Origin of the sequence: Lysinibacillus sp. Ag94, from assembly GCF_023242215.1 — a bacterium.
GTDB lineage: Bacteria > Bacillota > Bacilli > Bacillales_A > Planococcaceae > Lysinibacillus.
The window spans coordinates 1568919-1591565 of sequence record NZ_CP096780.1; the positions used below are offsets into that span (position 1 = coordinate 1568919).

Here is a 22647-nt window from a genome sequence, read left to right on the forward strand (position 1 = left end):
ATGACAAATGAGTACAGCATTAGGAATGGTAGAAACAAAAGGTTTAGTAGGAGCAATTGAAGCAGCAGATGCAATGGTGAAGGCTGCTAGTGTTAATTTAGTAGGAAAAGTACATGTTGGTGGCGGTATTGTCACTGTATTAGTTCGTGGTGATGTAGGCGCAGTAAAAGCAGCTACTGATGCAGGTGCAGCAGCGGCCCAACGTGTTGGAGAACTTCTATCAGTTCATGTAATCCCACGCCCACATCATGAATTAGAATTAATTTTACCAAAAGCAGAGGCTTAATTTTATGTCAATCCGGACAAGGGCGACGGATAGAAGAGTCGAAGTGACGGAAAGAGGGTTCGAAGCGACGGATAGAAAGATCGAAACGACGGAAAGGATTCTCGGAGTGACGGAAGGAATCCTCAGAGAGACGTAAGGAAGTCAAAGCGACGGAAAGAAAGACGGAAGCGACGGAAAGAAGAGCCGCAGCGACGGAAAGAAAGGCCGAAGCGACGGAAAGAAAGCCCGAAGCGACGGAAAGAATCCTCGGAGTGACGAAGGAAGTCAAAGCGACGGAAAGAAGAGCCGAAGCGACGGAAAGAATCCTCGGAGTGACGGAAGGAAGTCAAAGCGACGGAAAGAATCCTCGGAGTGACGGAAAGAAGAGCCGAAGCGACGGAAAGAATCCCCAGAGTGACGGAAAGAAATCAAAGCGACGGAAAGAAGAGCCGAAGTGACGGAAAAAAAGACCGAAGCGACGGATAGAAAGCCCGGAGTGACGGAAGTAATCCTCGGAGTGACGGAAAGAAGTCAAAGCGACGGAAAGAAGAGCCGAAGCGACGGAAAGAAAGCCCGAAGCGACGGAAAGAACAGAACATCATAAAGGAAAGGGCAGGATGTTACACATTAAGTTGCGCTTCATCCTGCTTCATTTTCAATAACAATATAGCGAAATAGATATAGAGGTGGCTAACTTGAATACAGCAACAAAAACATTTCCTGTGGCCATTTCAGCTCGTCATATACATGTCAGTGAAGAGGATTTGCAGGCACTTTTTGGTCCAAATGCGACGCTAACGAAGGATTTTGATCTTTCGCAGCCGGGGCAGTTTGCAGCCAAAGAGCGTGTCTCTATTGAGGGACCAAAAGGTGTTCTTCACAATGTTCGTGTATTAGGTCCAGTAAGAGCGGCGACACAGGTGGAAATTAGTCGAACAGATGCAATGAAATTAGGATTAACCCCTCCTTTGAGACAATCGGGTGATATCGAAAGTTCAGCCGGCATCAAATTAATTAATCAAGAACAAGAAATACTCATCAAGCAGGGAGTCATTATTGCACAGGCACATATTCATATGACGGAAGAAGATGCGTTAGCATTGGACGTACGAAATAATGAATTAGTATCTGTTGAAGTTGATAGTGAGCGACCTGTGACATTTCGTGGGGTTGTAGTTCGTGTATCAAACGAGTTTAGTTTAGAGATGCATATCGATACAGATGAAGCAAATGCTGGCTTTATTGAACAGCAAGCCGAAGGAAAAATAATCAGATCATTGACATAAGGAGGAGGTTAGATGCAGGAAAATTTAATCCGAAAAATTGTTGAAGAAGTGTTACAGCAAGTTTTAAAAAATCAGCCTTCCTCTCATCATGACGGAAAAATTCCTGTCGGTGTATCAGCGCGACATGTACATCTTGCTCAAACGGAAGTGGAGCAGCTTTTTGGTGAAAACTATCAATTAACACCTAAGTTTGAGCTTTCACAACCAGGACAGTTTGCTGCTGAGGAAACGGTTGTTATTGCTGGTCCGAAGGGATCCATTGAACGAGTACGCATTTTAGGTCCAGCTCGTTCATTATCTCAAGTAGAAATTAGTTGGACAGACGCGATGAAATTAGGGGTTAAGCCACCTTTAAGGGTATCAGGAGATATTAAAGGCTCTAGTCCCGTTACACTTATTGGTCCAAAGGGCAGTGTCGTGCTAAATGAGGGACTCATTATAGCACAAGCACATATTCATATGTCACCGACTGACAGTGCTCGGTTCCAAGTAGCGGACGGACAATCGGTACAAATTAAAGTAGAAGGTATAAGACCGATTATTTTATCAAATGTAATGATTCGCGTTTCAGAGCGTTATCGATTGGAGATGCATATCGATACTGATGAGGCAAATGCAGGTTTAATTCAACAGGGTGCATTCGCAGAAATTGTCAATGCTCAAGCGAAGGAAAAAATAAACGTCAAAGAACTTCCGCCAATCGTCAGTCAAGCTGAAAAACCGTTAAGCTATCTATTTGATAAGAAACTGCTTTCACAAGTAGAAGTGCTTGAAATAGAAGCACAGGAAATTGTTGTTCCGAAGAAAACCATTGTGACGGCATTGGCTTATGACAAAATACGAGAGCTCAATAAGACGTTAACAATTCGCGCTGACTAATTATAGTCCATACGGGATAAAGAGGTGAAGTTCATGCAGATGGGAAGAGTTATCGGTAGTGTATGGGCAACACGTAAAGAAGAAGGGTTGAATGGCTTAAAATTATTAATTATTCAACCAATCGATTCTAATCAACAGCCGATTCGAACAGAGATTGTAGCAGCTGACCGTATCGGGGCAGGAATTGGAGATGATGTGCTCATTACAAGTGGTGGATCATCCCGATATATTATGAAAGAAAATCCATTGCCTATCGATGCTGTCGTTATAGGTATTATTGATTCTACGGAAGTGATGCGAGGTGAGGAAAATGGGTAGCGCAATAGGAATGATTGAGACGAAAGGATTAGTTGGTTCTTATGAGGCAGCAGACGCGATGATAAAGGCGGCAGATGTGACCATTGTCAAACAAGAATTTGTTGATGGTGGCATCGTTACTGTGGTAGTTAAAGGTGATGTTGGATCCGTTCAAGCAGCTGTAGATGCTGGGAAAGAGGCGGCTAAGCGTGTTGGAGAACTATTAGGTGCTCACGTAATTCCAAGACCAGATGAAGAGGTTTTTCAGATGATTAAAGGACCGGAAGTACCGAAGAAAAAGCCAATAGCAGCCACACGAGCTAAAAAAACGACGGAAGCAGCAGCCACTGACAATCGAGGTGATGAAAAATGACATTTCGAAAAAGTAAAATTGCTGTAATTGGTGCTGGTCATACTGGTGCAACTTTAAGCTTATTTTTGGCACAAAAAGAGCTAGGAGATGTTGTCCTGTTAGATATTCCAGAAGCGGAGAATCCGACAAAAGGAAAGGCGCTAGATTTATTACAAACAGGACCAATAGAAAAATTTAATGTTTCTATTAAAGGAACGAGCAATTATGAGGATATTGCTGGAGCAAATATTGTCATTATTACAGCTGGTATTCCTCGTAAACCAGGCATGAGCCGAGATGATTTAGTGACGACGAATGCAAAAATTATTCAACAAGTATCTAGACAAATAAAACAGTATGCCCCGAACAGCATAGTCCTTATATTAAGCAATCCAGTCGATGCCATGACCTATGTTTGCTATAAGGAAACAGGCTTTCCGAAAAATCGTATCATTGGTCAATCAGGTGTGTTAGATACAGCACGTTTTAATACATTTGTGGCACAAGAATTGCAAATTGCACCGGAGGATGTATCAGGATTCGTCTTAGGTGGACATGGTGACGAAATGGTTCCTTTAATTCGATATTCCTATGCTGGAGGGATCCCATTAGAAAAATTGATTCCACAAGACAGACTGCAACTAATCGTAGAACGTACTCGTAAAGGTGGCGGAGAAATTGTTAGTTTGTTAGGCAATGGTAGTGCTTATTATGCGCCAGCTGCTGCCTGTGCACAGATGGTCGAAATTATTATGAAAGATCAACGTAAAATAATTCCTTCTATCGCTCTTTTAGAAGGAGAGTATGGTTACCACGAATTATTTTTAGGAGTGCCGACAATATTAGGAGGCAATGGCATTGAGTCAGTTATTGAATTACACTTGACGAATGAAGAAAAAGCGGCGCTCCATCAATCGGCAGAAGCCGTCAAACAAGTATTAACAATTTGTCAAAACATTTAATATGTAGGATCCCCAACTATATATTTATTGTTATAAAATTTAGCGTTTAAAAATGTTTGATTGGAAACCGAACATTACACTTAAAAGCTAGTAAAATTTCCCCTAATTTATATAAAAGTAAGAAGCTTTCCTTGATCATGAAAATGATGAGGAGAGCTTCTTTTGATTGCTTATTCCAAATGCGATAGTTCCTATTTTATCGGGTACAGACAAGTTGCTCGGCTTCACAATGCAGAAACATTAATGTTCCTTTCTTTTATGTAAATAAGGGAATATTGATAGTAATCCAAAGGTAGCTAAACAAACGCCAATCCATAGTGGGGATGTATAGCCATATCCCTTACTAATACCTAGACCGCCTAGTGATGAACCGATAACAACACCAAGCGTAATAAAAGAACTATGAATGGTATTGATCATCGTGCTATTAGTAGCTGTTTTCATCACTCTCGCTACCATAGCTGGGTTCATTGCAACACCAGTCAAGCCAATAAAAATAGTCATAATAACGGCAATGTATTTATTTTCAGCTCCTAAAGCAAATGAAGACATGGCTACGATTAACATAATCAATCCACTCAAAAGTGTTTCCGTTGTATATTTATCAGCAAACTTGCCAAACACTATATTCCCAACTACTGTTGCACTACCGTAGAGAGCAAGTAAATAGGGAATGCTTGCGTTTGAAAAGCCTGTGATATTTGTGAAGATAGGCGTAAAATAACTGAACGCTGCAAACGTACCACCTATAATAAACATACTTGTTATGTACGCTGCCCAAAGATGAATGTTCTTAAAGTGCATAAGCTCATCTTTCCATTTTAATCGTTCTTTGTTTGGCACTGATGGTAGTAACGACTGAATCATAATCCCGGAAACTAGTACGAGAATAGAAACAAACCCAAAACTAATACGCCAGCCGAAGTTTTGCGAGATAATCGTTGTTATAGGTAAGCCTATGACTGTTGCAATCATTAAACCTGCAAGTACTATAGAGGCAGCTTTTCCCCTTGAATTAGAGGGAACCAATGTTGCGGAAAAGGAAATGGCAACACCAAATGCTGAAGATGAAGCAATACCAGTAATAATTCGTGAAACCATCATACTATCATAGTTCCAAGCAATAGCTCCGAGCGATTGGCCGATTAAAAATACAAACATTAAAAATAATAAGGCTTGTTTACTGCGTATTCGTAGAAGGGCTGCAGTTAAAATAGGTCCTCCTACTACCATTGCTCCTGCATAAGTGGTAATTAAATACCCGATTGAAGATATAGGAACTTGAAATGCAAGGGCAAGTTCGTTCATCATACCTGCAACCATAAATTCTGAAGTAGTCATACAAAAAATTGCTAAAGCTAGTAAATAAATAATTGATGGCATAAAAACACTCCTAATTTTATTATTGTAACGTTCGGTACAAAAATGGTGCTAAAAAAGAGCGCACTAAGCGCCAAAAATAGATTCTAATGTTCCGTTCATAATCTGCTCAGACAACATCCGATTTTGCATCGAAACATTAAGAACACGAAACCCGTAATAACTGCTTAAAAATAGACTAGCTAATTCCTCGGCTGTTTGATTTTTTGAAATTTCGCCAGTTTGCAATCCTTCCTCCATTACTTTTTCAATAGCTTGTCTAAGGAGCTCAACATGCCTTGAGAAAATTTCTTGAACCATTTCGTCATTCTTAGCTCTTTCCACACTGGCATTGATTAACAAACAACCTTTTTGATCAATATTCTCAAAATCCTCCTTTAATGCCCATTCGAAAAAATTACTTACCCGTTCTTTTAATGCAGTTGGAGCATTTAACAATTGCTGCTGTTTTTTAATTCCAAACTCATGATAGCGTTCTAATACTTGTTGATATAGTTCATGTTTACTACCAAAAGTATTGTATAAGCTTCCTTTCCCAAGTCCAGTATCATTACATAAATCCTGTGTAGAACACCCCTCATACCCTCTTATCCAAAAAGTTTTCATGGCGACATCTACAATTGAGGAATAATCAAACTCTCGGGGTCTGCCTCGTTTATTCAAATTGATCCTCCTCTCATTTACATTACTAGAATATCTTTTTTTGTACTAAACGGTCAATAAAGATTTTAGAATAAAGCAAAGGTCTTGATTGACTTTGCCCTAAGGGGAAGGTGTATAAAGGAATGGTAGCAAGTAACAAATTAATAAGTGAGGTGGTTTTGTGCTATCAATAGGAGAATTCTCAAAAATATGTGGTGTCTCGACAAAAACACTTCGATATTACGATGAAATTGGATTAATTAACCCAGATGAGATTAATGCTGAAAGCGGTTATAGGTATTATTCCATCGATCAACTAAAAAGGATGCTTTATATCAACCGTTTAAAATCCTATCATTTTTCTCTTGAAGAAATTAAAGCAATGTTGGAATTAGAAGAGGATCAATCCGAAGAAATGCTTTTTTCTGCGCTTAAGCATAAAAGAAATGAGATGCAAGAAAAACTAAAGGCTTTTGAATATCTTGTAAAACAACTAAGTCATGATATTGCAAACTTAGAAAAGGGGATGCCAATCATGTCGTACCTTGACGATATCGAAGTACAGCTGGTTGAAACAAAGCCAATAAATATTCTTTTTAAGCGTCTAATAATGAGTAGTGCTGACTATTCATCAGGATACGGTAACTATTTTAGCAAGCTATATGAAAAGATTGCGACGGAGCAGCTCACTGTACTCGGTAAGCCGATGACGATTTACCACAGCCCTGAATTTAACCCTACTGGTAATGATACTGAGTTCGCTATTCCAATAGCTGAGTCTGTTAAAGGAACGAGAGATTTGCCTGGTAGTCTCTGTGCGAAATCTGTTTTAAAAGGAGCATACCCTGAATTAACATCTGTCTATGCTAATTTGATGAAGTGGATTGAAGTCGAGGGTTATGAATTGATATTGCCACCATATGAAATATATGTAACAGATCCAAATCAAGCAAACTCTCCTGAGGATTATATGACTGAGGTATATTTTCCTGTAAAGAAAAAATGACAAAACGACCATTAGGAGGTTCTTATGCAAACAACAATAAATTGGCACACGGTAAAGCCTAAAAGCATATATATGAACAATGAAAAGCTTTCCGAGCTAGAGCGCACGATAAAAAGTGATTATAACAATATAAATGGTATTGTTATCATTAAAAATGGTAATTTAGCATATGAGAAATATTTTAATGGGAAAAGTCCTGATGATTGTCAACATGTAGCATCTGTAACGAAAAGTGTACTTTCTGCACTTATAGGCATCGCTATCGATAAAGGATATATTAAAAGCGTTGAAGAAAAGGTGTTAGATTTTTTCCCTAAATATATTGCGGATGCTAATAAGCAGAAACAACAGATTACTATACGACATCTTCTCATGATGACAGTACCATATCCATATGAAGATTGGCATGAACCGCTAGATATTCTTTGTCAACAGCAGGATTGGATAAAATATACACTTGATATAATAGGTGAAAATGGGGATTTAGGTGCGTTTAAATACTCTTCAGCTGGAGCACATTTATTGTCAGCTATTCTTACTGAAAGTACAGGCAAAAGTGCACGAGCGTTCGCGAATGAACATTTGTTTACACCGCTAGGCATGAAAGAAATTCCAGACTATCAAATGGACGCATATGGGTTTGATGATTTATTCGGAAAAAACGTTAAGGGGTGGGTCCATGATCCAAACGGTCATTCGACAGGCGGATGGGGGCTAACATTAACTACACGTGATATGGCACGATTTGGCTACCTTTATTTAAACAATGGTATTTGGGATTATAAAAGGATTCTCTCGGAGGCATGGGTTCGTAAATCAACGGAGATGAATCATAACAATTACGGTTATTTATGGTGGCTACGGCAAGAAGATGGACTTTCTACCTTTTCAGCAATAGGGGATGGGGGCAATATGATTTGTTGTATACCAAACATGAATATGATTGTAGCAATTAGTTCACAATTCATTATGAATCCACGAGATAGATGGCCATTAATAAAAGACTATATAATCCCAGCGGTCTTATAATTTTTCTATTGTACATAAAAGTAGATATATAAGTTATCAAAATAACATCTACTTAAACCAATCTTACAATTTAGTTAATCCTCTCCGAGTAGAAATGAAAAGGTGGCGAAAGTCTTTTACATTCCTAACGGGGAGGTTTTTTTTATTATCAGGGAAAATGCAAGTGACAGCAGAAATCTACTACCTCTATTGGGGTAAAGAAGAATACTGTTTTAAGTTACTTTTGGAGCAGGTGTTCAAACATACTCTGAAATAGAGGAACTGAGTCTAAATATGCTATGTCTTGTGGCAATAACTGAGTGACCCACTTCGTATTGACCTAAAGCCTTCTGCCGAGCCATAATGATATTCTACTTTTACTAATAATTTATTAAAAAGAGAGGGAAGAAATGAGTAGCTACTTGGTTGTCCTTATAGTCATGATTCTTCTTATGTTAAGGGAGAAAAAAGTTAGACCAACTAGAATGTGGATACTACCAATTTTGTTAATTGGGATTACGTGTACTTCTATTTTGAGTTCAGATAAATTATCACCGAGAAGCTATATGTTGTACTTCATTTGTTTAACAATTGGCATAGGTATCGGAATTTGGAGAGGAAAATTAGAAAAGATCCGTGTTCATCATGAAAGAGGAATCGTAACTACACAAAGCTCTATCGCTGGAGTTATTGTATTTCTAGGAATTCTTATATTGCGCCTACTTGCAGTAAAATGGGGAAAAGAGCATGCTGTCATATCCTTAACGAATGCTCTTATGTTTATACCGCTTGGTAGTGTCTGTGCTCGTCGGTTTATTATTTATAGGAGATACAAACAACTTACTGGATGAAAAATATGGATTTTAAAACATTTCTTTTCCTATCTTTGGTGCAGTTGATCGAACGAGAGCGGTTGTATACGCTATTCGCAATGGAATAGTTTTGTAGAAATAAAACTGTGAACAGTTACTATTCCTATAAAAAATACTATAAAGTCCATAATATACAAAATTTTCGAAAATATGATAAACTAGTAGCGTGAAAAGGAGGATGTTAGCATGACCGTACAACAATTTACTGACTATGTAAAAAAAATTAAGCACTACGGAGAAGCATTAAGTGTGATTTATTGGGATATGCGCACGGGTGCACCTAAGAAGGGATTAGCTCAGCGCTCAGAGGTAGTTGGAACATTATCTGCCTCCTTATTTGACATGCAAACTAGTGAAGAGTTAGGGCAATTACTAACAGATCTAGAGGGGCAAAAGGCAGATCTTGATTATGTTACGCTGCGTTTAGTTGAGGAAGTACGTAAAGAGTACGATCAAAATAAAAAAATTCCGGCTGATGAATATAAGACATTTGTCATTTTACAATCTAAAGCGGAAACAGCATGGGAAGAAGCAAAAGCGACGAATAATTTTGCGTTATTCCTACCTTATCTAGAGGAAATGATAAGCTGGCAGAAGAAATTCATTCAATATTGGGGGATTAAAAACGGTTCTCCGTACAATACATTACTAGATTTATATGAACCGGATATGACGACTGATGTTTTAGATCAAGTTTTTAATGAATTACGTGAAACAATCGTTTCGCTTGTGCACAAGATTGCAGCTTCACCAAATAAACCAGATACAAGTATTTTATTTAAGCATTTCCCTCGTGAATCTCAGCGTGCATTATCATTAGAAATGTTAGCACAACTTGGCTATGATTTTGATGCAGGTCGCTTAGATGAAAGTGTGCATCCATTTATGATTGGCTTAAATCATGGAGATAATCGTATTACAACGAAATATGATGAAAGTGATTTCCGCTCAGCAATTTTTGGAACTATCCATGAGTGTGGACATGCTATGTATGAGCAAAATATCGATGTCAAGCTTGATGGTTTACCGTTAGCAACAGGTACATCTATGGGCATACATGAGTCCCAATCTTTATTTTATGAAAATTTTGTAGGTAGAAACGAAAAGTTCTGGGAGCATAACTACGCGCGACTTCAAAAGTATTCACCTGAGCAATTTGGGGATGTAGCATTAGCTGAATTCCTGCAAGCAATTAATATGGTGGAGCCATCGTTTATTCGTATTGAAGCAGATGAGTTAACGTATCCACTACATATTATGATTCGCTATGAAATTGAACGTGATTTATTCAATGGCGATCTTCAAGCGAAAGATCTTCCGGAAGTATGGAATGATAAATACGAAGAATATTTAGGCATTCGTCCTGACACAGATGCAAAAGGGGTACTACAAGATATGCACTGGTCAGGTGGCATGTTTGGCTATTTCCCATCCTATGCTTTAGGAATGATTTACGCTGCACAATGGAAGCATGCAATGGATAAAGATCTTCCAAATTTTGATGAGCTGTTAAAAAAGGGAGAGCTCCTACCAATTCGAGAGTGGTTAACAGACAAAGTCCATCAATACGGCGCGCTGAAGAAGCCGTTCGAATTGCTACAGGAAGCAACAGGGGAAGGCCTAAATGCAAAATACTTAGCAAACTATTTACAAGAAAAGTATACAAAGCTGTATCAGCTCTAAAGGACAAAGCGATTTCTCTGTAGTAGAGGAATCGCTTTTCATAATATCGAAAAACAAAGTAAAAAGCGATTTCTCAGCTAGAGAAATCGCTTTTTTTAGAAGATGCAAAACATTGTTACCAAAGTTTATAGCCTTTAGAGCCTGGAGGGGAATTAGAAATAATATCGATAATTGGAATAGTGTAAGCGAATAAAATTAATGCTACTAAAATAACAAGCCATACTTTAAAGTTCTCTAGAATAGCTGGAGTAGTACCACCATTTTCATGTACTTCACCAACTGGGAATTCCTCTTCGCCTTTTGGTGCAAACCATGCTAATTTCACCACAATATAAAGTATGATGATGATAGCGATGAACAGTATTGTACCACCGACAGCTTGAGCGATTTGATAAGGAATCCAATCATATGCTTGTTGAGCACCGCCATACTCAGAGTAATCAGATCGACGAGGTGCACCGAACAGACCTGCGATATGCATAGCGGAAGACATAATTGTCATACCAGTTGCCCATAAAATAGCGGCAAAATTACCAAGATTGTTTAAAGATTTAGTCAATGTACGACCTGTTAAATATGGAATTAACCAAAATGCTGCACCGAAATAAGTTAAAACGGCTGTTGTTGCAATTGTTAAATGGAAATGCCCTGTAACCCAAATAGTATTATGGATTAATTGGTTCATTTGGTAAGAAGCATTGATGATACCGCCAGCGCCACCAGGAATAAACGCTAGCATACCGATAAATGGTACGAAGAAACGAGCATCTTTCCATGGTAACTTTTTGAACCAGCCATAAAGACCTTTCCCACCTAATTCGCGACCACGTAATTCAAACATGGCAAACATCGAAAAGGCAGTCATTAAGGATGGTACGATTACGGCAAATGTTAAAACAACTTGTATGAATTTCCATGTACCAGTAATACCAGGCTCTGTTAATTGGTGATGAATCCCAACTGGTACAGAGAAAATTAAGAATAGCATAAATGACAGTCTTGCTAAAGAGTCAGAGAAAATTTTCCCGCCAATAACCTTCGGAATAACAACATACCAAACCATATATGCTGGTAATAACCAGAAATAAACAAGCGCATGACCGAAATACCAGAATAATGTACGGGATAGTGCTATGTCGACACGTTCAACAAAACCTAGGGACCATGGTAGTAACTGGAATAGAACAGAAGCAGCTACACCTAGAGTTGCTACAAACCACATTAAATTATTGACAACAACCATAAATGATAGTAATGGGCTTCGTTGTCCGCTTCCCTTGTTTTCTTTACGCCACTGTGTATAGCGTAATATTTGACCCGCGCCGCCAACCCAAGAACCAACAACGACTAATGTTAGGCCAAAATAGAATATCCAGTGAGCTTTCAATGGAGCATAGAATGTATATAAAACAGATGCCTCATTAAGTAGAACCATTGTTGCAGCTGCTGCTGTACCGATAGTCATTAACCAGAAGCCGATCCAGCCAAGGCGACGTTGACCGTCTGAAAAAGTCCCTGACGTACGGCTTACACTAGCAATTTGGAAACCAAAAATAAAGAATGTTGTTAAAATAAGACCGAGTAAAACACCATGTACGGTTAAAACTTGATAGTACCCAATGCCTGCTGGTAATGTAAATTGACCAGAACGAACGAAAACTTGTAATAAACCAGCAAGACCCCCTAATAACAATGCGATGAATGCCACATAAATATGTGCCATCGCAAGCTTCGCATCACGACGATCCACTTTTGTCAAATTATTGTTGAGACTCATTTGGTTTCACCACCTTTAGCATAGAGTGCATCATCGTATGTCCTGTACCACAGTATTCATTACATACGATTAAAAACTCGCCTTCTTTATTTACTGTAGTTACATATTCAGAAATGTAACCTGGTTCAAGCATCATATTAATATTTGTACCTGCAACTTCAAAACCGTGCATTACATCTGCACTCGTTGCAATAAATTTCACTTTAGCTCCAAGTGGCACTTCAATTTCTGGAGGATTGTAGTTAAATGCTGATGCTAAAACAACTACTTCGTAATCCCAATCTTTACCTTCTACTTTATGTACACCCGGGTTATCGAAGGGTGCAAATTCTCTTACTTTCTCATAATCTAGTGTTTTTTTACCATTGTTCGGATGTGAGCCTTGATGGAATGCACCGATGCCTAGAATGATAAGGAATGCTACTAAAGTAGTAACTCCAAACACAAGCCAATATTTTTCATACTTATGTAAGTGCATATGTCTCAGTCCTTTCTTAGTAGAATCATTATGCCTCGGCATAATTGCCGCTGTCGCTACGCTTTCGCGCAGATAAACAATGCTTCTGAAATCAGCTTTGTGCTTGCACAAACGATTCCGTGATATCCGCCGGAGGCTTTAACTTCTTTCAGCGGGCGTTTGAATGCTCGCTGAAAAATCCGCATTCATTCACCACTTATAGAGGTGAAGACTTCTGTACCTGTCGCTTCGCTTTTGCTACAAAAAACAATTGCTGAAAGAAGTTAAAAACGATTGATGAACAAATCGAAGCAGTACACCCAAAGCAAGATAATGATGATTCCTACTCCAAATACCGCATAGAGTGAACCTTTTAAATTTTCATCTGACTTTTTTTTATTTGCCATTTTTGCTCCTCCTACGCTTTTATTGTGTCTTTCTAATTGCCATGATATATAAATAAAGTTCTTTTAGATGTGAAAAAAATCACATATATTGGCGAAATGTGTGAAAAAAATGTGAAAAATTGAGGGTGGAATAAAAAATAGCCACCTCAATAGTCATTGAGATAGCCACTTATTGGTTAAAATTAGAGGAATTATTATTAAAATATCTTTATTTTCAAGAAAATTTACTAATTGTATTTTGGACTTAAGCCTAATGGGGTATCCACTGTTAATTATAGAGAATGACAAAGTGTGTTCATAAATGTTTAATGAATTGGCATAGGATATATCATTTGGAATAGTTTGATATTCTAGTACTCTATTCTCCTTCAATTGTTAAAAGAACTGTCAGCGGACCAACACTTGGAATTGTAACAGGGAGTATAAATGCCTTTTCAAAGCCGTATAACTTCGTGTTGCCAACCATCACTGTTGGCGGTGTGATATCAATTTCTAAGCTTTCTTGTCCTACAGTAGTGCATAAATTTCCAGCAATCATATTTCCAAATTCCCCTGTAAAGGATTCTAACATTTCTCCTTCAAGAGGCATACCAAACATTATATTGCCGATACCACTAAAAATTTCAGGAGAGGAATCAATGATTACACGGCCCTTTAAATCTCCTATTAAACCGATTAAAACACCCATTTCCTGTTGTTGAAATGGTTCAGAAATAATACTAGGTGTTTTCACCTCTATATCCATAGGAAGGATCGATTTTAAAGCGTGAATTGTCCCGTTTAAAATAGTTTGAAAGTACTTCGAATTACTCATTTTTACCGCATCCTTTTTCCGACTTTTCTACATCTTACCATGTTAAATGGGTAAGATGAAAGTATGTCTTGACGAATTAATGGGAAATTTATATTATATTAATGAGAATGATTTTCAAAATCAATAAATGAACGTTAAGTCTTTTCGAATACAAATATTTATTTATTAAAAGGAGCGGTTAGCGATGACATTCGTATTTATTGGAGCGGCAGTGGTTATCTATATTGGAGTGGGAAAACACGTTATGAAACAGGCGACTGCACATTTGAAATAAGAGGATATCAATAAAGACAATTATTATATAGGAGAGCATGGTCTAAGTAATTTTGAGATCATGCTTTTTTTATAGATCTTTCATAACAAGGGGAGAGTTGTTTGTTTTTTCTGAAATATATTGTAAATGGGAGTCGCTTTTTGTAGAATTAAAAAAATTAGTTATATGGTGCAATGTGGGTCATTGATGAATACAGTTAGGTTACAGAATTCGCACTAGAAATAACAATAATAAAAAAGGATGGGCAATCAAGCGACGTCCTATAGAAATTAAGGTGAAGAAAACATGACAAAAATATTGTTAACAGGGTTTGTACCATTTCTTGAGTATAAAATTAATCCAACAATGCAAATTGTAGAAAACTTACATGGAGAAATGATGGATGGCTATGAAATTATAGGACGCATTTTGTCAGTAGATTTTCAGCAATCTGCTCAGCAGCTGAAACAATATATTGCTGAGATAAAGCCAGAAATCATTATTTCATTAGGCTTAGCTGGAGGACGTTTTAAAATAACACCTGAGCGAATAGCGATTAATATTAAAGATGGCGAAGCGGATAATAATGGTTATACACCAACAGATGAGAGCATTTATGATGGCGGTGAAGACGCGTATATAACGAATTTACCTATTAGAAATATGGTGAATCGATTATGCAAAGAGGGGTATCCAGCGGAAATATCAAATACGGCGGGTACCTATTTATGCAACAATATTATGTATGAAGGGCTAGTTTATGCAAAGCAACATAAAGGAGTCCGCGCTGGATTTATTCATATTCCTGCGTCATTTGATTTGGCGATTCAGCATGGAAAAATCCCGGGATGGAATATTCAAGATTTAATAACGTCTATTAGGCTCTGTATCGAGGAGACAATTCGTGCAACAAATGATTGATTTCCTATTAGTAGTCGATTTCAATCAAATGTATTGATTCAAACAGGCTTGTACATGTCAAAAGTATTCTAACATCAAATGAAGTAATGTCATGTCAGTATAGCAAAAGAAAAAAGTGCACTGGATTATGAAAATGGAAAATAACAATAATGGATGCTCTTAAATTTTTTAAGGCATCCATTATTGTTATTATATGAAGATTTTTTTAGATTCGTATAACAACATCCATTTCTTTCTCTTCCCAATTTCCGAAGCTGATTAAAGTGTAGTCACTAATTCAACAGCCTCAACAATAATTGGTGTTCCGGCTGGTAAAGTGCCTGTAACAGTTTGGAATGTTAATTCTGTTGCAGAAACGGAATAGGAACCACCCTCCTGAAGCACCCCATTTATATATAAATTATAGTACCCGTTTGTTACGATTGGGAAAGTAGTTGCAGCAGAACCGCTATCATTTAAAAAGGTAGTAGCTGTAAGCGTTGTACCATCAGAGATCGTTAAAGGTGTAGCTAAAACATTGAAAAATCTAGTCGAAGTACCTGTAACATTGACATGAATATTAATAATAGAAAGTGCCACTTATTTTCACCCCCTTTCAGGTTTGTTTCTTACATTGCAGTAAATCCTAATGATTCTATGATGATTGGAGTTCCTTTATAAATTGTTGAATTATCTGAACTTAAGGTTAATGAGGTAGGGGTTATAGTATAAATTCCACCTTCTTGCATTACGGCATTAATATAAAGATTAACGTAGCCATTCGGATTAAAAATCTTAAATTCAGTTGCTAGGTTTCCAATATCATCCCAAAATTGGCTAGCAAGTAGTGTCACCCCATTCGTTAAATGAATATCTGATGTAGCAATAAAGAAATATCTATTTACTGTTGGAATGATAGTTCCAATAGGTATAATAACCGGAGGAGGCTCTACCGAAGGAATGGTACTAGCTTTTATTCGAGGCCAAATAAACCGATCTTCACACCCACATTTACATTCTTGCTCGATTTTACCGTGACCCCTATAATTCACCATTTTTTTATCACCTCATTTAATTGTTTGTCCCTCATTTCGTTTTGTAGTTAAAATTTCCACTGAATTTAGAAATTTTAGTATGGCAATTGCATAATATCCCTTTTTAAAACTTAATTTTCCTTACCTTAAAATATGGAGAAAATTATTATTTACTTAGTTGTGCAACCATTGTGGAATAGAAACTAGTAGTTTAATAAAAAAATAATGGCCTACCTTTGTTAGAGACTTTGGAGCGAAGCGGCTTATCAGACGCCCTCAGGAAGGTTTGCTCAGTAGCGACAGCAACAATGTATTACCTGTGCGAAAGCGAAGCGACAGCAACAATGTATTTAACTGTGCGAAAGCGAAGCGACAGCAACAATGTATTACCTGTGCGAAAGTGCAGCGACAGCAACAATGTATTACCTGTGCGAAAGCGAAGCGACAGTAACAATGTATTTAACTGTGCGAAAGCGCAGCGGCAGCAACAAAGCGCACAGTTGGAACGGAAATCAACCACACGTTTTGAGAGTGAGCCTGAATAATGCATTTTTTTGATTAAACAGGACGATATGGATGAATATGGCGTATGAAACCTATATATATATGCTTTTCAAAGTAAATTAGTGTTATACTTTGCTTGTCGAATAAGGTAGAATACTAATTATGACTATCTTCATTCAGAAAAATACCACCTCTGAAGTGGTAAGATGAATGCGGATATTGTTTCTTTCTAAACAGTTTAAGAACGCCACGTCCTATAGGCTATGACTGGGTGACCAACATCGTGTCGCTACCGTTGCGTTAGCACATCGCTTTCGCCGGCGGATGTCATGGATTTTTAAAGGAGTGAAATTGTGCATTGTTGATCGGCGCGAAAGCGAAGCGACAGCGGCAATTACACCAAGGCGAAATTGATTAATATAAATAAAGGGGTTACTGGTTTTATGAATGATTTTGAACAACAGTTGGAGGCGCTATTAAAGCAAGCTTCGTTACAATACATAATTTATCAGCATAATGGTGATACAGAGCGTATGGATAAGACATCACTTTTTGCGCGTAAAATACAGCAAAAAGAATATGTTATCGGCTTTGCTGGCCATTTCTCTGCTGGTAAGTCTAGTATGATTAACGCGCTATCAGGTGAAGATTTACTTGCGTCAAGTCCTATTCCAACGAGTGCCAATATCGTCAAAGTCCATAAATCAGATGAAGACTTTGCGATTGTCTATATGCACAATGAAAAACCTGTAAAATTTGAAGCAGGTTATGATTTTAAAACAGTGAAAGAGCTTAGTAAAAATGGGGACCTAGTGTCTCAAATTGAAATTGGTCATAGTACATCGACTTTACCGTTAGGCGTCACAGTGATGGATACGCCAGGTGTCGACTCGACAGATGATGCACACCGTATGTCAACAGAATCAGCTCTTCATATTGCTGATATCGTATTTTATACAATGGACTACAATCACGTGCAATCAGAATTGAATTTTCAATTTACAAAGCAATTAATGAAGTACAATCCAAACGTTTATTTAATCGTAAATATGATTGATAAGCATAATGAAAATGAATTAAGCTTCGAGGAATTTAAAGCAACTGTTCACAATTCATTTGCAGCTTGGGGAGTAGTTCCTAAAGGTGTATTTTTCACTTCATTAAGAGAGCCTGAGCACCCTTATAATGATTTTAAAGCTGTTAAAAAAATTGTTATGGATAGTATGAATGATTGGCAGGATCAACTTGTACAGACAGCATCAAATACATTGCGATTATTACAAAGTGAACATGACACTTATTTATCAGAAGAAAGAGAAGATCGTTTAGATATCGATGAAGATGTATTAAGTGCCGATGACTGGGCAAACCATAAAGATATTTTAGAGCAGTACAATAAGCTAAATCGTCAAGTTGAATTGTTCTCGATTGAGGCATGGAATGAAACGTTCGAGGACCAGCGTAAAGAACTTCTTGCAAATGCAGCCATTATGCCAGCTGATTTACGCGATAAATTACGTCTATATTTAGAGAGTCAGCAAGATGGTTTCAAAGTAGGAGGCTTATTTACTGCTAAGAAAAAAACAGAGGAAGAGCGTAACCGCCGCAAAGAGGATGCCTATAGTGCCTATCAAAATGTTGTGCATGCACAAATTACTGGACATTTAAAGGGCCTAATGAAAAAGGTCTTAAAGGATGTTAGTGCATTAAATGAAGAACGTGCTACCGCTATTGATGCCTATGCCTTTGAATTGCCATTCTCCCTTATTGAGCAGCAGGTACAAGTTGGTGCTCTATTAACTGGAGATGCAGTTCTAAACTTCGCAAACCGTGTAGCAGAGGCAACAAAACGCTACTTCATCCAGGAAACAGATAATTGGAAGGATGCACAAGCGACAATTTTAGAAGCAGTGGCTACTGAAATAGCTGCACCATCTAAATTAAAAATGGCTGGAATGCAAGCGAAAGTTGATGCTATTCAGGCAGTGCTTGAAATCGAGGGTTATCAACAATATAGTGCGAGTATTATGCATCAGGCAAGCAATGAAATACGTCAGCTAGCAAATCAACAGCTTACAAAATGGAATCAAGCCTTTAAGCAAGATTTAGCGGATATTCGATTGTTTGATGAATCAATGTTAAAGCCAAAAGAGGAAGCGCTACAACAGGAAGAGGCACAGCAAGCAGTAAGTGCAACAAGCCTACCTATTGAGGGTGTAGTGAAGCGTGCACTTCATACGGCAAACTCGGTAAAGGATGTACAAGGCTTTGCGGAAGTAGCAACTTACTTAGAAAATAAAGTAGAACGATTACAGAAAAAAGATTTCACAATCGCGCTTTTCGGTGCATTTAGTGCAGGGAAATCTTCATTTTCTAATGCGTTAATGGGTGCTAAAGTTTTACCAGTATCACCAAACCCAACTACAGCGGCTATTAATAAAATTCGTCCTGTGACACCAGAGCATCCGCATGAAACAGCCGATGTACTGTTAAAAACAGCTGACCAAATGCTAGAGGATATTCAAGCTTCATATGCAGCAGTTGGTTTATCAGTTTCTTCTTTAGAAGAGGCATTTACTCGTGCAGATGAAGGGCTTGCGGTACAGCTATCGGACGAACGCTTAAATGTGCATAAATCATTTATTCGTGCATATAAAGAAGGATTCCCAACATTTAAGTCTGAGCTTGGAAAAGTATTACGTGTTAACCGTGAAGAGTTCGAAAAATTTGTTGCGCAGGAAAATAAATCATGCTTTGTCGATAATATTGATTTCTATTATGATAGTCCGTTAACACGCATGGGTGTCACACTTGTTGACACACCAGGAGCAGATTCTATTAATGCTCGTCATACAGGAGTTGCGTTTGAATATATTCGTAATGCTGATGCAATCTTGTTTATTACTTATTATAATCATGCTTTTGCTAAAGCTGACCGTGAGTTTTTAATTCAGCTAGGGCGTGTGAAGGATGCCTTCGAACTTGATAAGATGTTCTTTATCGTCAACGCGATTGATTTAGCGACAACAGAAGAAGAGCAGGAAGATGTAAAAGGCTATGTACGTTCAGAGCTACAACGCTTTGGCATTCGCTTCCCTCGACTTTACGGTGTATCAAGCTTATTGGCATTGAAGGAAAAAGTAGAGGGTACTGATTTAACATCAGGTATGCCACCTTTCGAAGATGCCTTCCACACATTCTTAAATGATGAATTAAGTGCATTGGCTGTTCAGGCACTTGCAGAGGAAGTTGATAAAACGGAGCAACGTTTAGGTGACTTAATTGCGCAGACTGAAGAGAACTTAAAGCGTAAGGATGAGCGTTTAGAGGAATTAACAACTCTTGAACAGCATATAACATCGAAGTTTAATTCACTTAATACAAGTATGTTAGAAAGTGAAACGAAGCAAGAACTTGATGAATTATTATATTATGTTCTTCAGCGTGTGTATTATCGTTACCCAGAGTTCTTTAAGGAAGGCTACAATCCTTCAATATTTGCAGCAATGCCAGCACAGCAAGCATTAGAGCATGCTTTAAAAGAAGTCATGCAAAGTTTACGCTTTGACTTTACACAAGAAATGCGAGTAACAAACTTCCGTTTATCACAGTTTATTAATAAGAAGATGCAATTACGCTTTAAAGATGAAGTACGTGAGCTGAAAGAATTAAACCGTAGCTTCTCGTTCCTAGCGTTTGACTCTTCCGAGCCAGATTTACTTGATTTTGAAGGACCATTTACAGATATCGCAAAATATTCGGGTGTTAAATCACACTTCCGCAATCAAAAGGCATTCTTTGAGAAGAATGAAAAAGTGAAGCTAAGTGAGGCACTTGAAGTATTAACAAAACCAGATGCGCAAAACTATTTAGATTCACAGAAAGTATCCCTTATGACATGGGCTATTACCTATATTGCTGAGGAAGCAGAGCAATTACGTCTGCATATTTACCATCAGGCACTTGAACAAATTGCAACAGAAAGACTTGCACTTCAGGAAGAAAGTCGTTTAGCTTCTTGGAAAGCTATTTACGAACAATTACAATACGCATGAGGTGATTCGTTTGGGAAAAGTATTCAAATCAGTTGAGGAAATTCAGTTAGATGGAGTTCGTTTCGTAGATGCTCGCTTTGATTTACAAAACAAAGAGGCAGGGAATAAACTGTTTGAAGAGGGACACGCACCAGGAGCGATTTATATCGATCTAGAGCAGGATTTGTCAGATATGGGGTCAAGCAATGGCCGCCATCCTATGCCAAATAAAGAAAAGCTATCGGCATTATTTCAAGGATTAGGATTACAATATGAAGATCAAATTGTCGTTTACGATCAAGGCGCTGCACCATTTGCACCACGTGCCTGGTGGATGCTGACATATGCGGGCTTTCCAAATGTAGTGATTGTGAATGGTGGTGCACCTGCACTCGAGGAAAAAATATCTTTTACAAAAGACATTATAAAATACCCACCATCTACGATTGAATTTGTTTGGCGAGATGAACTGTATGCTCCGCGTGAAGCAGTTAAAGCCATTGTCGATGGAGAAGTCAAAGCAACGTTGCTTGATGCACGTGCCGCAGCTCGCTACCGTGGTGACGTAGAGCCTCTTGATATGGTAGCTGGGCATATACCAACGGCCAAAAACTTTGACTGGGAACAATTAAAATCAGATGGTCGTCTACAAGCGAATGATGAGTTACGCAGCAAGATTTCTCAAGACGAGCACGTTGTTGTGTATTGCGGCAGCGGTGTTACAGCATCGCCATTGTATGCAGTACTAGCAGATGAAGGTTATGAAAATATTCAACTATATGTAGGTAGCTTTAGTGACTGGATCACACAATATGATGTAGAAAAAGGAACTAATGAATAAATGATTGAGGAAGAAACGCTCACTTTTGTGGGCGTTTTTTGTTTTTTATTGGAGTGGAAAGGGGAGTAAGGGCGGAGCGACGTAACGAAAAAACGAAGGGAGGTAAAGGAAGGCAAGTTTGACTGATTGAAAACAGAAGTGACGGAAAGAAAGGTAAGCGCGACGTAAGGAAGTCAAAGCGACGGGAAAGAAGAGCCGAAGCGACGGAAAGATGAGTCGAAGCGACGGAAAGAAGAGCTGAAGCGACGGAAGGAAGTCAAAGCGACGGAAAGAAGAGCCAGAGCGACGGAAAGAAGAGCCGAAGCGACGGAAAGAAAGCCCGAAGCGACGGAAAGAATCCTCGGAGTGACGGAAGGAAGTCAAAGCGACGGAAAGATGAGTCGAAGCGACGGAAGGAAGTCAAAGTGACGGAAAGAAGAGCCGAAGCGACGGAAAGAAAGACCGAAGTGACGGAAAGAATCCTCGGAGTGACGGAAGGAAGTCAAAGCGATGGAAAGAAGATCCGAAGTGACGGAAATAAGAGTCAAAGCGACGGAAAGAAGAGCCGAAGCGATGGAAGGAAGTCAAAGCGACGGAAGGAAGTCAGAGCGACGGAAAGAAGAGCTGAAGCGACGGAAAGAAAGACCGAAGTGATGGAAAGAATCCTCGGAGTGACGGAAGGAAGTCAAAGCGACGGAAAGAATCCCCAGAGTGACGGAAAGAAAGCCCGAAGCGACGGAAAGAATCCTCGGAGTGACGGAAGGAAGTCAAAGCGATGGAAAGAAGATCCGAAGTGACGGAAAGAAAGACCGAAGTGACGGAAAGAAGAGCTGAAGCGACGGAAGGAAGTCAAAGCGACGGAAAGATGAGTCGAAGCGACGGAAAGAAGAGCTGAAGCGACGGAAAGAAAGACCGAAGTGATGGAAAGAATCCTCGGAGTGACGGAAGGAAGTCAAAGCGATGGAAAGAAGATCCGAAGTGACGGAAATAAGAGTCAAAGCGACGGAAAGAAGAG

The 22647-nt window shown here is 38.6% G+C and carries 22 protein-coding genes; 14 read left to right on the forward strand and 8 right to left on the reverse strand.

The features are described 5' to 3' along the window. Nucleotides 1-7 precede the first annotated feature (7 nt). The 6 genes from MY533_RS07075 to mdh all read left to right on the forward strand — a co-directional run bounded on the left by MY533_RS07075 (nucleotide 8) and on the right by mdh (nucleotide 4041). Entirely contained in the window at nucleotides 8-286 is a 279-nt protein-coding gene (locus MY533_RS07075; protein WP_053482447.1) for a BMC domain-containing protein, read from the forward strand. A gap of 674 nt (nucleotides 287-960) precedes the next feature. After that, nucleotides 961-1551 (forward strand): phosphate propanoyltransferase, encoded by a 591-nt coding sequence (gene pduL, locus MY533_RS07080; protein ID WP_132359037.1) that lies wholly within the window; start codon nucleotides 961-963, stop codon nucleotides 1549-1551. A gap of 12 nt (nucleotides 1552-1563) precedes the next feature. After that, nucleotides 1564-2430 carry a phosphate propanoyltransferase gene (locus tag MY533_RS07085; protein WP_248718530.1) on the forward strand — a complete coding sequence of 289 codons (867 nt, stop codon included), beginning with the start codon at nucleotides 1564-1566 and terminating at the stop codon, nucleotides 2428-2430. A gap of 33 nt (nucleotides 2431-2463) precedes the next feature. Continuing rightward, a complete protein-coding gene (locus MY533_RS07090) occupies nucleotides 2464-2748 on the forward strand; it encodes a EutN/CcmL family microcompartment protein (RefSeq protein ID WP_132359031.1) in 285 nt (94 codons plus the stop codon). Beyond that, nucleotides 2741-3100, forward strand: a complete 360-nt coding sequence (locus MY533_RS07095; protein ID WP_248718531.1) for a BMC domain-containing protein — start codon at nucleotides 2741-2743, stop codon at nucleotides 3098-3100. Before MY533_RS07090 ends, MY533_RS07095 begins: the two co-directional genes overlap by 8 nt. After that, the gene (mdh, locus tag MY533_RS07100) at nucleotides 3097-4041 is read left to right on the forward strand and encodes a malate dehydrogenase (protein WP_132359025.1); all 945 of its coding nucleotides are present in this window, start codon (nucleotides 3097-3099) and stop codon (nucleotides 4039-4041) included. The genes MY533_RS07095 and mdh overlap by 4 nt, the downstream gene beginning before the upstream one ends. 240 nt (nucleotides 4042-4281) lie before the next feature. On the opposite strand, the gene MY533_RS07105 is transcribed toward mdh, so the two are convergent. Next, the gene (locus tag MY533_RS07105; RefSeq protein WP_248718532.1) at nucleotides 4282-5424 is read right to left on the reverse strand and encodes an MFS transporter; all 1143 of its coding nucleotides are present in this window, start codon (nucleotides 5422-5424) and stop codon (nucleotides 4282-4284) included. Between the two features lie 63 nt (nucleotides 5425-5487). Then, nucleotides 5488-6084, reverse strand: a complete 597-nt coding sequence (locus MY533_RS07110) for a TetR/AcrR family transcriptional regulator (protein ID WP_248718533.1) — start codon at nucleotides 6082-6084, stop codon at nucleotides 5488-5490. A gap of 160 nt (nucleotides 6085-6244) precedes the next feature. On the opposite strand from MY533_RS07110, the gene MY533_RS07115 reads away from it, so the two are divergent. The 4 genes from MY533_RS07115 to MY533_RS07130 all read left to right on the forward strand — a co-directional run bounded on the left by MY533_RS07115 (nucleotide 6245) and on the right by MY533_RS07130 (nucleotide 10632). Beyond that, nucleotides 6245-7069, forward strand: a complete 825-nt coding sequence (locus MY533_RS07115) for a MerR family transcriptional regulator (RefSeq protein WP_248718534.1) — start codon at nucleotides 6245-6247, stop codon at nucleotides 7067-7069. Nucleotides 7070-7093: 24 nt separating this feature from the next. Then, nucleotides 7094-8098, forward strand: coding sequence for a serine hydrolase domain-containing protein (locus tag MY533_RS07120; RefSeq protein WP_248718535.1), 1005 nt, complete (start codon nucleotides 7094-7096; stop codon nucleotides 8096-8098). Between the two features lie 389 nt (nucleotides 8099-8487). Beyond that, the gene (locus MY533_RS07125) at nucleotides 8488-8928 is read left to right on the forward strand and encodes a CcdC protein domain-containing protein (protein ID WP_248718536.1); all 441 of its coding nucleotides are present in this window, start codon (nucleotides 8488-8490) and stop codon (nucleotides 8926-8928) included. Nucleotides 8929-9135: 207 nt separating this feature from the next. Then, nucleotides 9136-10632 (forward strand): carboxypeptidase M32, encoded by a 1497-nt coding sequence (locus MY533_RS07130; RefSeq protein ID WP_248718537.1) that lies wholly within the window; start codon nucleotides 9136-9138, stop codon nucleotides 10630-10632. Nucleotides 10633-10747: 115 nt separating this feature from the next. On the opposite strand, the gene MY533_RS07135 is transcribed toward MY533_RS07130, so the two are convergent. From MY533_RS07135 to MY533_RS07145, 4 genes are all read right to left on the reverse strand, one after another. Further along, entirely contained in the window at nucleotides 10748-12409 is a 1662-nt protein-coding gene (locus MY533_RS07135) for a b(o/a)3-type cytochrome-c oxidase subunit 1 (RefSeq protein WP_248718538.1), read from the reverse strand. Next, a complete protein-coding gene (locus tag MY533_RS07140) occupies nucleotides 12393-12887 on the reverse strand; it encodes a cytochrome c oxidase subunit II (protein WP_132359007.1) in 495 nt (164 codons plus the stop codon). The genes MY533_RS07135 and MY533_RS07140 overlap by 17 nt, the downstream gene beginning before the upstream one ends. Before the next feature lie 263 nt (nucleotides 12888-13150). Further along, a complete protein-coding gene (locus MY533_RS22105; RefSeq protein WP_255505077.1) occupies nucleotides 13151-13273 on the reverse strand; it encodes a hypothetical protein in 123 nt (40 codons plus the stop codon). A 358-nt stretch (nucleotides 13274-13631) separates the two neighbouring features. After that, entirely contained in the window at nucleotides 13632-14087 is a 456-nt protein-coding gene (locus MY533_RS07145; RefSeq protein WP_132359005.1) for a chemotaxis protein CheX, read from the reverse strand. Nucleotides 14088-14646: 559 nt separating this feature from the next. On the opposite strand from MY533_RS07145, the gene MY533_RS07150 reads away from it, so the two are divergent. Further along, the gene (locus MY533_RS07150) at nucleotides 14647-15261 is read left to right on the forward strand and encodes a pyroglutamyl-peptidase I (RefSeq protein ID WP_248718539.1); all 615 of its coding nucleotides are present in this window, start codon (nucleotides 14647-14649) and stop codon (nucleotides 15259-15261) included. 258 nt (nucleotides 15262-15519) lie between these two features. Here the strand turns inward: MY533_RS07150 and MY533_RS07155 are convergent, their stop codons facing one another. Then, nucleotides 15520-15840, reverse strand: coding sequence for a DUF4183 domain-containing protein (locus MY533_RS07155; RefSeq protein ID WP_248718540.1), 321 nt, complete (start codon nucleotides 15838-15840; stop codon nucleotides 15520-15522). Nucleotides 15841-15869: 29 nt separating this feature from the next. Continuing rightward, nucleotides 15870-16295 carry a DUF4183 domain-containing protein gene (locus tag MY533_RS07160; RefSeq protein WP_248718541.1) on the reverse strand — a complete coding sequence of 142 codons (426 nt, stop codon included), beginning with the start codon at nucleotides 16293-16295 and terminating at the stop codon, nucleotides 15870-15872. A 926-nt stretch (nucleotides 16296-17221) separates the two neighbouring features. Between MY533_RS07160 and MY533_RS07165 the strand changes: the two genes are divergently transcribed. From MY533_RS07165 to MY533_RS07175, 3 genes are all read left to right on the forward strand, one after another. Further along, nucleotides 17222-20833, forward strand: coding sequence for a dynamin family protein (locus tag MY533_RS07165; RefSeq protein ID WP_248718542.1), 3612 nt, complete (start codon nucleotides 17222-17224; stop codon nucleotides 20831-20833). A 10-nt stretch (nucleotides 20834-20843) separates the two neighbouring features. Continuing rightward, a complete protein-coding gene (locus MY533_RS07170) occupies nucleotides 20844-21653 on the forward strand; it encodes a sulfurtransferase (protein ID WP_248718543.1) in 810 nt (269 codons plus the stop codon). Between the two features lie 489 nt (nucleotides 21654-22142). After that, nucleotides 22143-22286 (forward strand): hypothetical protein, encoded by a 144-nt coding sequence (locus MY533_RS07175; protein ID WP_248718544.1) that lies wholly within the window; start codon nucleotides 22143-22145, stop codon nucleotides 22284-22286. The last annotated feature ends 361 nt before the right edge of the window (nucleotides 22287-22647 follow it).